This window comes from Caloranaerobacter ferrireducens (genome assembly GCF_001730685.1).
GTDB classification, from domain to species: Bacteria; Bacillota; Clostridia; order Tissierellales; family Thermohalobacteraceae; genus Caloranaerobacter; species Caloranaerobacter ferrireducens.
The window spans coordinates 1-15,607 of sequence record NZ_MDJR01000008.1 but is presented as its reverse complement, the minus strand read 5'-3'; the positions used below and the strand labels follow the sequence as shown (position 1 = coordinate 15,607).

Here is a 15,607-nt window from a genome sequence, read left to right as displayed (position 1 = left end):
TAGCCTGATAATAATTATGTTATGGTAGCAGTGATAGATAATAAGGGGTGCTGAAATGGATAAATATGAATTTACAAAAAGTGTAATAAATGAGCTTTTTAAAAAAACAAGTAACATATATGAAGATAGAAAGGATGAAACTGAAAAAAATTTTATAGAGACTAATTCTGTTCATTTGGCTCTAGTATTTACTGGGACTAACATAGGTCTTAATGATTATGTTGATAAGTTAATCAAATTAAAAAGATATGGATTTACTTACGATGTAGTTTTATCAGAAGTAGCTGAAGAGATTATTGGAATGGATGTTTTAAAGTCACGATTGGGTCCGAAAAAAATATTTAATAATGTTATGATAGCAAACTTAGATGTTTTTTACAAATTTGACGGTGTAATAGTACCTATGATGACTCAAAATACTTTAACGAAGCTTGTAATGGGTTTGCAGGATGATTTTATTACAAGCCTTATATGGCATATGCTTTGGTTTAGTAAACCAGTTTTTATTGATTTTTTAAATTGCAGAACCAAAATGGGGTCAAAAGCAAAAAATCCTTTTTTAGATGAAATGATAGAAGGTTATTTAGATAAGCTAATTAAAATGGGTGTTACAGAAGTAGATAAAAAAGATTTTGTAGTGAAGATTCTTGATAAATTTAAGACATATAAATCTTTTGAATCTTTGAAAACTCAGACTAATGAAGATAAGATGACTGATGTGAATTTCTTTGAAGGTGTTATAACTGAAAAAGATGTTATTAGTATTGCCAAAAAAGAAAAGGAAATTATTGTATCGGCTAGAACTATTATTACTCCACTTGCTAAAGATACAGCTAAAGAATTGGGATTAAAGATTAGAAAGAAATAACCTAAAGGAGAGGTACAATGCAAATTGGAAGAGTAATTGGTACCGTAGTTGCTACGAGGAAAGATGAAAGACTAACAGGTTGCAAATTAATGGTGACTCAGCCATTAAATCTTGATTTTAAGCCTTCTGGGAATCCATTAATTACTGTCGATACTGTAGGTGCTGGTATTGGCGAGATAGTAATCTATTCAAGAGGTGCTGCTGCAAGAATAGCTGCTGATAGGTTACAAGCTCCCATAGACGCTGCTATAGTTGGTATTGTTGATAATGTTGATGTATATAGGGAATATATGAGCGACTAGGAAGAGAGGGGGAGGGCTAGGTTGGATGCATTAAGAATTAAACAAGCAATGGAGTATAGGCAATTAATAGATGTTTTGATGTCTGACAAGGAGTCTGCTGATATTGTTTTATATAGGGGAAATGTTATTAATGTATTAACAAGAGAAATTTATACTGCTGATATAGCTATTAAAGGTAAATATATTCTGTTGGTGGGGGATGCTGATAATTTAATTGGACCGGATACTTTAGTTATTGACGTTCAGGGAAAATATTTATCTCCTGGCTTTATAGATTCTCATATGCATTTTGAAAGCAGTATGCTTACAATAACGGAGTTTTCTAGATTATCTATACCTTCTGGTACTACTACTTTAGTTGCTGATCCGCATGAGATAGGTAATGCATTAGGGCCAATAGGCATAAAGGCTATGGCTGAAGAAGCTAGTTTAGTGCCTAATCATGTACATCTAGTCGTACCAGCATTAACTCCAGACTGTCCAGGATTAGAGACTGCAGGATATGATATCACATCAAAAGATATGGAAGAGATTTTGAATTATCCGAATGTAATAGGAATAGGAGAATTACAAGGTTTTAGTAATGCTAGACATGTCTATAGGAATACCCCTGAGGTTATAACAGATTTATTGGCATCAACTACATATGCTAAAAGTATTGGGAAAATAGTAGATGGTAATGCTCCTGAGTTATTTGGAAGAGAATTAGCTGCTCATATTATTTCTACAGGGGGTAAGTGTTCGTGCCATGAAACTACGACTAAAGAAGAATGCGTAGAGAAGTTAAGGCAAGGTGTATATGTATTTATGAGAGAAGGGTCTACCCAAAAAAATATGGCTGAGTGTATACGTGCAGTTACTGAAGATAGACTTGATTCAAGAAGATGTATTCTAGCTACGGATGATATGGTTGCTGAAGATTTAGAAAAGTTAGGTCATATGAATGAAATTGTTAGGAGAACAATAAAAGAAGGTGTTGACCCAGTTGAAGCTATACAAATGGTAACTATTAATCCAGCGACTTATTTTGGACTAGAAGATAGAGGAGTTTTATCTCCGGGAAAACTTGCTGACATTGCTATAATCGGAGATTTGGAGGAAATGAAGGTAGATGGAGTATTTATTGAAGGTAAATTAGTAGCATCATATGGCAAGTTATTAATAGATATGCCTAAGTATACATACCCAGATAGCGTTAAAAGATCTGTAAAATGTAATTTAATAAGTGATGCAGATTTAGAAATTGAGGCATCTGGAAACAAAGTTAAAGTAAGATGCATAGAGCTAATACCTGATCAAAACTTAACAGGAAGCTTAGAAGAAGAGTTAAAAGTACAAAATGGAAAAGTTATGCCTGATATTAATAAAGATATTTTAGAAATGGCATGTATAGAGAGATATGGAAGAAATGGAAGCATAGGAAAGACTTTTGTTAAAGGTTTTGGATTAAAACAGGGGGCTTTTGCTGAGAGTATAGCACATGATACTCATAATATTTTAGTTGTAGGTACTAATATAAAAGATATGGCTTTAGCAGTTAATAGAGTTATAGAAATGGGCGGAGGAATCGCTGTAGCAAATAGAGGGAGAATTTTAGAAGAGTTAAGACTACCTGTTGGTGGACTGATAACTGATGAATTAACAGGACATGAAGTAAGTCAGAAAATATCTCAATTAGAAAGAGTAGTAAAACATCAGTTGGGTTGTGAAGTGCATGCACCATTTATGCATTTATCATTTCTATCATTATCAACTAGTCCTAAATGGAAAATAACAGACAGAGGACTTTTAGATGTTAATAATTTTGAAATTTTGCCAACAGTATTAGAATAGATATTTTTTAAGGAGGTGAGATTGAGGTATAACGAAGTAATTTTTAATCAAAAAGGTTAATAAAAAAAGGGGGAGTAGTATTGAGTACTAATTTACAAGCCGAGAAAGGCTTCTTAGAAAGAACTTTCAAGCTAAAGGAACATAATACTAATGTAAAAACTGAAATTATTGCAGGCATCACTACATTTATGACTATGGCTTATATACTCGTAGTCAATCCGCTTATCTTAAGTGACGCAGGTATGGATAAAGGAGCTGTGTTTACAGCAACAGTTTTATCGTCATTTATAGCTATTATGGTAATGGCATTATATGCTAATTATCCATTTGCTTTAGCTCCTGGAATGGGACTTAATGCATTTTTCGCTTATACAGTTGTTTTAACAATGGGATATTCATGGAAATTCGCATTAACAGCTGTATTACTAGAAGGTATTATTTTCATAATACTTACTCTATTTGAAATAAGAGAAGCGATACTTAATTGTATACCATTAAATATAAAGCATGCTGTTAGTGTTGGTATTGGTCTATTTATTGCTTTTATTGGCTTAGTTAATGCAGGAATTGTTGTGAATAGTGATGCAACTTTAGTAACTTTAGGCAGTATTAAGAATCCGACTGTTATTTTAGCTTTAATAGGTTTAGTTATATCAGGAATATTGTTGGCTAGAGGTGTTAAAGGAGCACTATTAATAGGTATTTTAATTACTACAATAATAGGAATTCCATTAGGAGTAACTCCTATGCCTCAATCTATAATTAGTGCACCTCCTTCATTAAAACCAATAGCATTTAAGTTTGCTTTTGATAAGGTGTTTACTTTAGATATGTTAATTGTTTTATTTACATTCTTATTTGTAGATATGTTTGATACAATTGGAACTTTAGTTGGTGTAGCATCTAAAGCTGATATGTTAGAGAAAGATGGTAAACTACCTAAAGCAAAACAAGCTTTATTTGCAGATGCTGTTGGAACTACTGTAGGAGCATGTTTAGGTACAAGTACTGTAACTACTTATGTAGAAAGTGCTTCAGGTGTTGCAGAAGGTGGTAGAACAGGTTTAACTGCATTGACTACTGGCATATTATTCTTACTATCATTATTGTTTGCTCCATTATTTACCATTGTTCCTGCTGCAGCAACAGCTCCAGCTTTAATAATTGTTGGTTTATTTATGATGTCACCTATAATGAAGGTTGATTTAAATGACTTTACAGAAGCTATACCAGCGTTTTTGACAATTATAATGATGCCATTAACTTATAGTATTGCTGAAGGTCTAGTATTTGGTATTTTATCATATGCTGTATTGAAGTTATTAACTGGTAGGGGCAAGGAAGTATCACCTCTTATGTATATATTAGCAGTATTATTTGTGTTAAAATTGTTAGTATAACGTTTTGCTCCCACTTTTGTGGGAGCAAAACTAAAATTATTTTTTAAACGTATGAGGGGGAAAATCATGAAAAGATTGCTAATCAAAAATGGAATTATTGTAACTATGAATAAAGAAAGAGAAGTATTAAAAGGCGATATTTTGGTAGAAGGAAATAAGATTATTAAAATATCTCCTAAAATAGAGGTAGAAGCAGCTCAAATAATAGATGCAGAAGGTAAAATTATAATTCCAGGGCTTATACAGACTCATATACACTTAACACAAGCTTTATTTAGAGGTCAAGCTGACGATCTGGAGTTATTAGATTGGTTAAAAAAGAAAGTTTGGCCGTTAGAAGCTTCTCATACAGAAGAATCTAACTATATATCTGCTAAATTAGGTATAGCAGAATTAATAAAAGGTGGTACTACTGCTATTATTGATATGGAGACGGTAAATTATACTGATGCGGCGATTACTGCTATTTATGAAAGTGGTTTTAGAGCTACTACAGGTAAATGTATGATGGATTATGGTGAAGGTGTTCCTGATGCTTTAATGGAAAATACAGATGAATCTATTAAAGAAAGTGTTAACTTATTAAAAAAATGGCATGGAAAAGGGAATGGAAGAATTCAATATGCATTTGCTCCAAGGTTTGTAGTATCCTGTAGTGAAGAATTACTTATTAAAGTAAGGGACTTAGCAAAAGAATTTGATGTTATGGTACATACGCATGCATCTGAGAACAGAGGAGAAATAGAATTAGTAGAAAAGGATAGAGGAATGAGAAACATAGTTTATTTAGATAAGATAGGGTTGACTGGAGAGAAGCTAATACTAGCTCATTGTATTTGGCTAAACGATGAGGAAATGAGAATTTTAGCTGAGACTGGTACAAAAGTTTCTCATTGTCCAAATTCAAATTTAAAATTAGCTTCAGGAATTGCAAAAATACCTGAACTATTGGAAATGGGAGTAGCTGTTTCATTAGGTGCTGATGGTGCACCTTGTAATAATAATTTAGACATGTTTGAAGAGATGAGAACAACGGCTCTGATACATAAGGCAAGGTTATTAAATCCAACTGTAATGCCCTCGGAAAAAGTATTTGAACTTGCTACAATAGGTGGGGCTAAAGCTATGTGTATGGAAGATAAGCTAGGTAGTTTAGAAGTTGGTAAGATAGCTGATATTGTTATTGTAAATTTAGATAGTATACATAACTATCCGACTGATAATGTAGATATTATCTCTCAATTAGTATATTCTGCCAAAGCCACAGATGTAGATACTACAATTATTGATGGAAATATAGTAATGCTAAATAGGAAAATTCTAACAATAAATGAAAAATCTCTGAAAGATGATGTAAATAGAATGATTAAAAAACAGATAGATCTAGCTGGAGTAGAAAGTTAAGAGGGAAGTTAAGCTTCCCCTTTTATATATAAAGGAGGATTGTTATGGGGGTAAATGAGGTTTATAAAGTTAAAGCTGTTGATGAAGTATTGAAGCTTTTAGATAAATACGGAGATAAATGTAAATTAATAGCTGGAGGAACAGATTTGATAATACAATTAAGGCATGAAAAGCTTAAACACAATGTATTAATAGATATATCTACTATAAAAGAATTGTCTTTTATAAGAGAAAGTGATGAGTATATGGAGATCGGTTCTGTTGTAACATTTACTGAATTAGTTAAACATATTAAAAGTCAAAGGCTAGAGGGTCTAAGAAAATCAGCTAATTCTGTTGGTTCCCCACAAATAAGAAATAGAGGAACTATCGGTGGCAATATCTGTAATGGTTCTCCAGCTGCCGATGTTGTGCCAGTGCTTCTGGCATTAGATTCAATACTGGTTATAAAAAATATTGAAGGTACAAGGGAAATATCTTTAGAAAAAGTTTTAAAAGATAAGGGAAGAGTGGACATAAAAGCTAATGAGCTTCTTTACAGTATAAAATTCAAGAATCTTTTGAAAAATCAAGGGTTGGGCTTTAGTAAATTAGGATTAAGAAAAGCATTAGCGATATCTAGGATGTGTATTAGTGTATTTTTAGAAGTAGAAGATGAACTTAAATGTAAAAATATACGAATAGCATCTGGAGCTTTAGGTAAACACGGTTTAAGGGAGAGGGAATTAGAGTTGTTTTTGATAGGAAAAAGATTAAATGAAGAAACAATAATAGCTTCAACAATAAAATTCGAACAAATTGTTAAAAAAAGATTAGCTGGTCGTTTAACTGTTGAGTTTAAAAGTGAGGCAGTTAAAGGAGTTTTCAAGGAAGCTCTAAAAGAAGCAATAAACAATAGTGTTCAGGGGACAGAGTGCAGGGAATAGGAATTACTGAAATTATTCTCTGGAATTAATTTTAACAACTATCAAATAAAGAGGGGATGATTATGTTGAAAATAAACCTAAATATTAATTACAAGGATTATAGCGTTGAAATCGATGAAGATATGAGACTTATAGATGTTTTGAGAGATGTTTTGGGTCTTACTGGAACAAAGGAAGGTTGTGGTGAGGGAGAATGTGGAGCATGCACAGTAATTATGGACGGAAAAGCTGTTTGCTCATGTTTAGTAATGGCATTTCAAGCTGATGGTAGTCGTATAATTACAATTGAAGGTTTAAGCAATGAAGAAGACCTCCATCCTATACAGAAGGCTTTTTTAGATGAAGGAGCTGTACAATGTGGATTTTGTACACCAGGTATGATTATGTCTGCAAAGGCTTTACTTGATGAAAACCCAAATCCATCAAGGCAAGAGATTAGGGAGGCTATATCAGGAAACCTATGTAGGTGTACTGGCTATAACAAGATTGTAGATGCAATTGAAAAAGCATCTGCATACTTGTTAAAGGAGGGAAAATAAGTGAAATATAGAGTAATAGGAGAGGATGTAATTAGAGTAGATGGACTCTCCAAAGTTACAGGTAAAGCAGTTTATCCTCAAGATATATATATGGATGGTATGCTTTATGGTAAAACTTTAAGGTCAACAAAACCACATGCATTTATAAGAGTAGATACAACTAAAGCTGAAAAAATAGAAGGCGTAATAAAAATACTTACATACAAAGATGTTCCAGGGAAAAATTATCACGGTGTTGTATTTAAAGACCATCAAGTATTCTGTGAAAAGAAAGTAAGAAGAATCGGAGATCCTATAGCTTTTGTTGTAGCAACTACAGAAAAAATAGCACAGATAGCTTTAGAGGCTATTGATGTACAATATGAAGAGATTGAGGCAGTTTTTGATCCAATAGAAGCTATGAAAGAAGAATCGCCAAAAGTTCATGGTGAGAGTAATATTATATATCACTATAAATTGAGAAAAGGTGATGTAGACAAAGCATTTGGACAATGTGAGGTTATAGTAGAGAATGAATATATTAGTTCAATGGTTGAACACGCTTTTTTGCAGCCAGAAGCAGGTGTAGCTTATACAGAAGATGATGGAACTATTGTGGTTTGTGTTTCAACACAGTATCCTCATTGGGATCGATTAGAGGTAGCAGAGGCTTTGGGTGTACCTGAAGAAAAAGTAAAAATAATCAATCCTGCAGTTGGTGGAGCTTTTGGAGGGAGAGAAGATATAACTTTACAAATTCATTTAGCAATAGCTACTAAGTTAACGGGTAGACCTGTGAAATCTGTGTATAGCAGAAATGAATCCTTTATTGCTCATTCGAAACGGCATCCTATGGTTATGAGATATAAGACTGGTGCTGATAAAAATGGCAAGTTATTGGCAATGGAAGCAACTATTGTAGGAGATACTGGAGCTTATGCATCATGGGCAATAAATGTTTTGAGAAAGGCTGGAGTTCATGCTTGTGGACCTTATGAGATTCCAAATGTAAAAGTAGACAGTTATGCAGTATATACCAATAATCCTTTTTGTGGAGCAATGAGAGGGTTTGGTGCAACTCAAGTGCCTATAGCATATGAGCAGCAGATAGATATATTAGCTGAGAAACTTAATATCGATCCTGTAGAATTTAGAATGAAGAATATATTAAAAATTGGGTCTAAAACGGCTACAGGTCAGTTAATTACAGAAAGTTTTCCTCTAAATAAATGTATTGAAGAAGTAGCTAGGCGTATAGGTTTAATAGATGAAAAATAGGGGGCGATTTTATATGAAAAAGAGGGGGAAGGGAATAGCTTGTATTTTTTATGGGACTGGTTATGGTAATGGTTTTCCTGATGTTTCTAGAGCTATTGCAGAATTACGAAAAGATGGAAATATTGCGATATATGTAGGGGCTACTGAAGTTGGTCAAGGGGCAAAAACTATTATGCTTCAAATGGCTGCTGAAGTGCTTGGTATACAGGTAAAAGATATTATACTTAGTTGTGAAGATACGAGTATTACTCCAGATTCTGGAACTGCAGCTGCAAGCAGACAGACTTATAATACGGGTAATGCAGTTAAAATAGCAGTAGAAAAATTAAGGAAAGAGTTAATTCAAATAGCTGCTAAGAGGCTAGGATTAAATAGTACAGTAGGATTAGAAACAAGAGATAAAAAAATATATTTAAAGAGTTATTCTGAAAGATTTGTAACTTTTAAGGAACTAGCAAGTAGTATTAAAGAAAATATTAAGAAAGAGGGCATATTTATAGCACAAACTACAAAAATGGATGATGAAACAGGTCAAGGAGCTCCGTATTGGCCATATACTGTTGCTGCTTGTTCGGTAGAAATTGAGGTTGATACTGAAACAGGTAAAGTAGAAGTATTAAAAGCAGTATTTGCCCAGGATGTCGGTAAAGCTGTCAATCCTAAATTAATTGAAGGGCAGATAGATGGTGGATTTTCTATGGGGTTAGGCTATGCTCTCATGGAAGATTTAAAATTGAAGAACGGAGAAATTAAAAATAATAGTTTTACCAATTATTTAATACCAACTTCAATGGATATGCCAGAAATAGAAAAGGTAATAATTGAGGAACCAGAATCTACTGCTCCTTTTGGAGCAAAAGGTATAGGTGAACCAGTAACAATTCCAGTGGCACCAGCGATACTCAATGCTATATATGATGCAGTTGGAGTTAGAATGACAGAAATACCAGTTACACCAGACAGGCTCCTTAAAGCATTGAAAGAGAAAAATTTGGGGGCGATTAGTAATGAGTGATAATATTAAGAGAATGATTGATTTAGCTTATGGTAGGGAACTGCCAGAGTTGGTTTTGAAAAATTGCAGAATAGTTAATGTGTTTTCTCATGAAATAATTGAAGGTGATATTGCAATAGATTCGGGGAAAATAGTTGGAATAGGTCAATATAAAGGTGAAAAGGAAATAGATTTGAACTGGAAATATGTAGCTCCTGGATTGATTGATGGTCATGTACATATTGAATCGTCGATGGTAACTCCAAATGAATTTGCAAGAGTTATAGTTCCTAGAGGTACAACAACAATAATTGCTGACCCGCATGAAATAGCAAATGTATGTGGATTAGAAGGTTTAAAGTTTATGATGAATTCAGGTATGGAACTTCCTCTTAATATATTTTTTATGCTCCCGTCATGTGTACCTGCTACTTCTTTTGAAAATTCAGGAGCAATATTAGATGCAGATAAATTGAGAGAATTAATTTGTGATGAAAGAATATTAGGTTTAGGAGAATTAATGGATTATCCATCAGTAATTTTGGGAGATGAAGATACTTTAGAGAAGGTTAAAATAGTAAAAGGTAAGTTGATAGATGGACATGGACCGAATATAAGTGGTAAAGATTTAAATGCATATGTAATAGCTGGAGTTAGAACAGAACATGAATGTTCAACTATAGAAGAGATGATAAACAGATTAAGATTAGGAATGTATATATTAATAAGAGAGGGTTCAGCTGCTAGAAATTTAGAAACTCTTATCAGAGGAGTAACAAAAGAGAATTTAAGAAGATGTTTATTTTGTACAGATGATAAACATCCAGAGGATATTTTAACGTTAGGACATATAGATAATAATGTAAGATTGTCTATAAAGATGGGATTAGATCCGATTTCTGCAATTAAGATGGCTACAATAAATGCTGCAGAGTGTTATAAACTAAAAGAAATTGGAGCTATAGCACCAGGTTATGTGGCAGACATTATTGTAATAGATGATTTGGAAAAATTTAATGTAGTTCAGGTCTTTAAAAATGGTGTTTTGGTAGCAAAAAATAATGTACCATTGTTTAAAGTAAAAGCCGTGGATGTATCAAAAGTTACTGATACTGTTAGAACAAAAGAAGTTAGAAAAGAAGATTTAAAAATAGAGCTTAAAGGAGATATAGCTAATGTTATTAGATTATTACCACATAGTCTTGTTACAGAAAAGGTTATAAGGAAAGTAGAAACGGAAAAAGGATATTTTAAACATCATAAAAACTTAGATATATTGAAAATTGCTGTCATAGAAAGACATAAAGCAACAGGGAATATTGGATTAGGTCTGGTTGAAAATTTTAAATTGACAAATGGTGCTATCGCATCAACAATAGCACACGATTCACATAATTTAATTGTTATTGGAGATAATGATGAAGATATGTTATTAGCTATAAAAGAAGTTGTCAGAGTAGGTGGTGGGATTACTATATGTTCTAAAGGAGAAGTTCTTAAGACATTACCGTTACCTATAGCTGGTATTATGTCAAATAAATCGATGGAAGAAGTAAATGTTACATTAAAAGAAATGTTAGATTTAGCCTATAACAAACTTGGTGTAAATAACGATATAGATCCGTTTATGACATTATCTTTTTTAGCTTTGCCTGTTATTCCTGAAATTAAGGTTACTGATATGGGATTATTTGATGTATCAAAATTTCAATTTATTAAAATTTGCGATGTAGAATAGATATTCTTAGGATAATCCTCTTGTTTAAGGAATATAATTCTTTAAATAAGAGGATTTATAAATAACAAAGTATTTTTAATGTATTTAGAGCTTGTAGACAAAATAAATATTCATGAAAATAACGCTCATGCGAAAGAGAAAATTAAATTCTTTCAAGCATTCACTTTTATAATCCATAAGGAAATTATTAACCTTATTAAATTGTGGTAATTTAAAATATAATTTCCGAAATGGATTTCAACAAAATCTTCCTTGATTTATTTAAATTGAAGATTTTGTTATTTTCATATATTTTTTAAAGATTAACTTTATCAACAAGCTCAGCATATTTTTAATATACTTATATTCTAATATGTTATAATTAAATTGTCATTTATTTGGAGGTGAGTGATTTGATTTATTTAGATAATGCTGCAACTACTTTTCCAAAACCAGAAGAAGTTTATCAAGCTATGCTAGAATCTATGAAAGAATTTGGAGCTAATCCTGGTAGATCTGGACATAAGTTAGCTCTAAAAGCTGGTAGAGCTATATATGAAACAAGGGAACTTTTAAGTAAGTTATTTAATATTGAAAATCCAATGAATATAATATTTACATCAAATGCTACAGAAGGTCTTAATCTTGGGATTAAAGGCATTTTGAAATCAGGTGATCATGTCATAACAACTTCTATGGAACATAATTCGGTATTAAGACCGCTTAAAGCTTTAGAAAATATAGGAGTAGAAACTACCATAATCCAATGCGATAAGACTGGAATGATAGATATAAAAGACATTGAAAAAAATATTAGACAAAATACTAAAATGATAATTACCACTCATGCTTCTAATGTTACTGGGACTTTATTTCCTATAGATGAAATAAGTAAAATAGCACATAAAAATGGGTTACTTTACATGGTAGATGCTGCACAGACTGCTGGAGTATATGATATTGATGTAAAAAATATGAATATAGATATTCTTGTGTTTCCTGGGCATAAAAGCTTATTAGGGCCGCAAGGAACTGGTGGAATTTATATAAGAGAAGGAATAGATGTAATGCAAATGAAAGAGGGAGGAACAGGTAGTAGATCTGAATCTTTAATACAGCCTGAGATGTTACCAGATAAATTTGAAAGTGGCACACCAAATACGCCTGGGATAGTAGGATTAGGAGCAGGAATTAAATTCATCTTAAAAACAGGTATTGATAATATAAGAAAACATGAAGAAGAGTTAACAGAGTATTTTATAGAAGAGCTTAAAGAAATAGATAAAGTAAAAATTTATGGACCTTGTGATGTAAAGAAACAGGCCCCAGTTGTATCTATTAATCTTGGTGAAGAGGATTCATCTGAGGTAAGTTATATTTTAGATAGAGTTTTTAATATAGCCGTTAGACCAGGACTTCATTGTGCTCCTTTGGCTCATAAGACGATAGGTACATTTGAACAAGGAGTTGTAAGATTTAGTATTGGTTACTTTAATACACATGAGGATATTGAAGAAGCAATAAAAGCAATAAGAGAAATAGCAAAGGAAATATAATTTTTGAAGGAATTTAAAGATAATTAACGAATATTAACCATATCGTAACATAAAGGGGGTCTGTAAGTTATGGAAGAAATAATTGCGCAGTATAGTAATCAAATAATTATTTTTCTAACAGTTGGAGTAATATTTTTGTTATTACTAAATATTATTAGTCAGATAAGAATTTCTTCTATTACAAAAAAATACAATAGACTTGTTGAAGGTGTTGACGAAGCTTCTTTAGAGGATTTGATTTTTGAGTATATTGATGAAGTTAAAGATATGAAAAAAGAGACAGAAGCTATCAAAAGTATGTGTGAGGAACTAGATAGCAAATTGAAATTTGCAGTACAAAAAGTAGGTTTTGTAAGGTATAATGCTTTTAATGATGTAGGAAGCGATTTAAGTTTTTCAGTAGCTCTATTAGATGATAATCTTAATGGTTTTGTAATATCAAGTTTATTTGGTAGAAACGAATGTAATACTTATGCAAAGCCTATATTTAATGGTAAATCTAATTACACACTTTCGGATGAAGAAATACAGGCTATAGAAATAGCAAAAAAACAGGGTATTTCAAAGAGTCTAGAAAGCATATAAAAGTTGGGTGGTATGTTTTGAGCGTGTGTTTTGTTGTAAATCCAGTTGCTGGGAAAAATAGGGCTAAAAGCTTAATACCTTACATTGAAGAAAAAATGAAAAAAACTGATATTAAATATAAAATTATTGAAACTACAAGACCTAAGGAAGCAATAGAAATCACTAAAAATGTACTTGAAGATGGATTTGATATTATTGTGGCAGTAGGTGGAGATGGAACTATTAATGAAGTAATGATTGGAATAGTTGAAATGGGTAAAGGTATATTAGGCATTGTACCTGGTGGTACTGGTAATGATTTAGCTAGAACATTAAATATACCTGAAAATATAAAAGATGCTTTAGATTTAATAATAAATCGTAAAGTTAAAAGCATCGATTTAGGGTATGCTGATGGTAAACCATTTCTGAATGTTGCAAGTATTGGATTTGATGCTGAAATAGTTAAAAATACAGAGAAAATAAAAAGATATGTTAAAAGTAAATTTGCTTATACGGTGGGTTTGTTAGTAACACTTATATCTTATAAGTGTAAGAAGATTAAGGTAAAACTTGATGATAGGGAAATTAATGATGAGATTCTCCTTATAGCTGTTGGAAACGGTAAATATTATGGGGGAGGCATGGCAATATGCCCTGATGCTGTAGAAGATGATGGCCTCTCTGAAATTTGTTTTATAAAAAAGATTCCTAAATTAAAGTTATTATTACTATTTCCGTCTATATTTAAAGGTAAACATGGTGAATTTAAAAAATATGTTCAATTTTACAAATCTAAAGAAGTAAAAGTAAATATGTGTAATCCAATAAGTTTAAATATAGATGGAGAAATATTTGATGTTGATGATGAGATAATATTTACAATAGAAAGAAGAAGCATAGAAGTTATAGCTCAGTAAGAGAATAAAAACACCCTTACAGAAGATACTAATTTTAAATGAGTATTCTGGGGGTGTTTTCTTATGGCAAAAAAAATAGCTATTCAAAAAGGACTTGATGATTTAAAGAATAGCCTAAAAAGTAAAGGTTATGAAGTGTATGATATTAATGAAAATAAAGAAGTAGAAGCAATAATATATATGGCTGATGGTTACAGTATACCTTATATGGATAGATTTATCAGTATGGATGCAGGATTTGAGATAGATAGAAATAAAGAGGTACTTTTAATTAATGCAACTGGTAAAACATTAGAAGAAATAGAGTATATTATAAATAATAGGTTGTACAGCCCATTATTTGAATGATGGGCTTTTAATTATGTATTGTTTGGCTATTATCTTTATAAAATTGAATATAGCTTAGATAAATAGACTTTGATATGACATCTGCCATTTTCATTACAATGCTTAGTCTAGTGTTTTGTAGTACAATATACTCCATAAATCCACTAATGTTTACTATTCCTGTTATATGAATATTACCTATTTCAGGCAAATTTTTATTTACTCCAGCTCCTGGTTTTAGTGGACCTTTTTCGACTTTTACATAACCTATTCTATCAATATTCCCTAAACAAGCATCTATAGCAATTACAAAAGGATTATCGAATGTATTTTTTATAACATTAATATTTTCTTTAAGATTTTTTGCATGCACAGGATTATCTAAGGTACCCAGTAGATGTACTTTACTATATTTTCTGAAGAGAGGTGAGAGTTTGTATCCTACTAAAGGGCCTAAACTATCTCCAGTTGATCTGTCTGTTCCTATACATACAATAACTAGTTCTTTATAATTTTTATTGTAGTATTTGTTTAGGTATTCTAAAATAATTTTACTAAATTCACTTACTGCATAAGGCGAAAAAGAATTTACACTATTCTTATTACGATTGATTTGGAAGAACATACTCTATCCTCCTGACAAATAATCTTTTACGTACAAGTTTTCCCAAAAGCGAGATAATAAATACAGAAAGAATATTTAATATATCTTATTCATTATTATTTTGTGATATTATAAAAATCTGAAAAATGTTCTTGACTAATGAAAAGTTTTGTGGTAAATTATTTCTTGCCGTTGAGGAAAAGACAAAAGAAAAAAAGCAAAAAAAGTTCTTGACATGATGAAATAAATCTGCTATAGTATTAAGAGTCGGCGGCAAAAGTCGACAAAGAAAAATGAGTTTGGTCTTTGAAAACTGAACAGTGCGGAGACAGGATTCTTTTGAGGTTGAAATACAGATAATTTTTTTCTTGAGAGTTTGATCCTGGCTCAGGACGA

Annotated in this window: 15 protein-coding genes; 14 read left to right on the top strand and 1 reads right to left on the bottom strand. The window is 31.7% G+C overall.

Features of this window, described 5'->3' with window-relative positions; genetic code table 11:
• Nucleotides 1–55 precede the first annotated feature (55 nt).
• The 14 genes from BFN48_RS10670 to BFN48_RS10605 all read left to right on the top strand — a co-directional run bounded on the left by BFN48_RS10670 (nt 56) and on the right by BFN48_RS10605 (nt 14,628).
• Complete coding sequence (locus BFN48_RS10670; protein ID WP_069650898.1) at nt 56–868, top strand: flavoprotein; 813 nt, start codon at nt 56–58, stop codon at nt 866–868.
• A 17-nt stretch (nt 869–885) separates the two neighbouring features.
• Entirely contained in the window at nt 886–1,170 is a 285-nt protein-coding gene (locus BFN48_RS10665) for a EutN/CcmL family microcompartment protein (RefSeq protein ID WP_069650897.1), read from the top strand.
• 21 nt (nt 1,171–1,191) lie between these two features.
• A complete protein-coding gene (gene ade, locus BFN48_RS10660) occupies nt 1,192–3,003 on the top strand; it encodes an adenine deaminase (protein WP_069650896.1) in 1,812 nt (603 codons plus the stop codon).
• An 80-nt stretch (nt 3,004–3,083) separates the two neighbouring features.
• On the top strand, nt 3,084–4,403 hold the full coding sequence (locus tag BFN48_RS10655) for an NCS2 family permease (protein ID WP_069650895.1): 1,320 nt from the start codon (nt 3,084–3,086) through the stop codon (nt 4,401–4,403).
• Nucleotides 4,404–4,469: 66 nt separating this feature from the next.
• Nucleotides 4,470–5,807, top strand: a complete 1,338-nt coding sequence (locus tag BFN48_RS10650; protein WP_069650894.1) for a 5'-deoxyadenosine deaminase — start codon at nt 4,470–4,472, stop codon at nt 5,805–5,807.
• A gap of 44 nt (nt 5,808–5,851) precedes the next feature.
• The gene (locus BFN48_RS10645; RefSeq protein WP_069650893.1) at nt 5,852–6,733 is read left to right on the top strand and encodes an FAD binding domain-containing protein; all 882 of its coding nucleotides are present in this window, start codon (nt 5,852–5,854) and stop codon (nt 6,731–6,733) included.
• A 62-nt stretch (nt 6,734–6,795) separates the two neighbouring features.
• Nucleotides 6,796–7,272 (top strand): (2Fe-2S)-binding protein, encoded by a 477-nt coding sequence (locus BFN48_RS10640; protein ID WP_069650892.1) that lies wholly within the window; start codon nt 6,796–6,798, stop codon nt 7,270–7,272.
• Entirely contained in the window at nt 7,273–8,529 is a 1,257-nt protein-coding gene (locus BFN48_RS12855; protein WP_069650891.1) for a xanthine dehydrogenase family protein molybdopterin-binding subunit, read from the top strand. It begins immediately after the preceding gene.
• On the top strand, nt 8,519–9,544 hold the full coding sequence (locus BFN48_RS12850) for a xanthine dehydrogenase family protein molybdopterin-binding subunit (RefSeq protein WP_479722815.1): 1,026 nt from the start codon (nt 8,519–8,521) through the stop codon (nt 9,542–9,544). The genes BFN48_RS12855 and BFN48_RS12850 overlap by 11 nt, the downstream gene beginning before the upstream one ends.
• Complete coding sequence (ade, locus tag BFN48_RS10625; protein WP_069650889.1) at nt 9,537–11,261, top strand: adenine deaminase; 1,725 nt, start codon at nt 9,537–9,539, stop codon at nt 11,259–11,261. Before BFN48_RS12850 ends, ade (BFN48_RS10625) begins: the two co-directional genes overlap by 8 nt.
• A 392-nt stretch (nt 11,262–11,653) precedes the next feature.
• Nucleotides 11,654–12,796, top strand: coding sequence for an aminotransferase class V-fold PLP-dependent enzyme (locus BFN48_RS10620; RefSeq protein ID WP_069650888.1), 1,143 nt, complete (start codon nt 11,654–11,656; stop codon nt 12,794–12,796).
• A gap of 69 nt (nt 12,797–12,865) precedes the next feature.
• Nucleotides 12,866–13,381, top strand: a complete 516-nt coding sequence (locus tag BFN48_RS10615; protein ID WP_069650887.1) for a DUF4446 family protein — start codon at nt 12,866–12,868, stop codon at nt 13,379–13,381.
• 23 nt (nt 13,382–13,404) lie between these two features.
• Nucleotides 13,405–14,280: a diacylglycerol/lipid kinase family protein gene (locus BFN48_RS10610; RefSeq protein WP_242863266.1), complete on the top strand. Its 876-nt coding sequence runs from the start codon at nt 13,405–13,407 to the stop codon at nt 14,278–14,280.
• A gap of 63 nt (nt 14,281–14,343) precedes the next feature.
• Complete coding sequence (locus BFN48_RS10605) at nt 14,344–14,628, top strand: YkuS family protein (protein WP_069650885.1); 285 nt, start codon at nt 14,344–14,346, stop codon at nt 14,626–14,628.
• Between the two features lie 7 nt (nt 14,629–14,635).
• Here BFN48_RS10605 and yyaC read toward each other — a convergent pair whose 3' ends face one another.
• The gene (gene yyaC, locus BFN48_RS10600) at nt 14,636–15,232 is read right to left on the bottom strand and encodes a spore protease YyaC (RefSeq protein ID WP_069650884.1); all 597 of its coding nucleotides are present in this window, start codon (nt 15,230–15,232) and stop codon (nt 14,636–14,638) included.
• Nucleotides 15,233–15,607 lie beyond the last annotated feature (375 nt).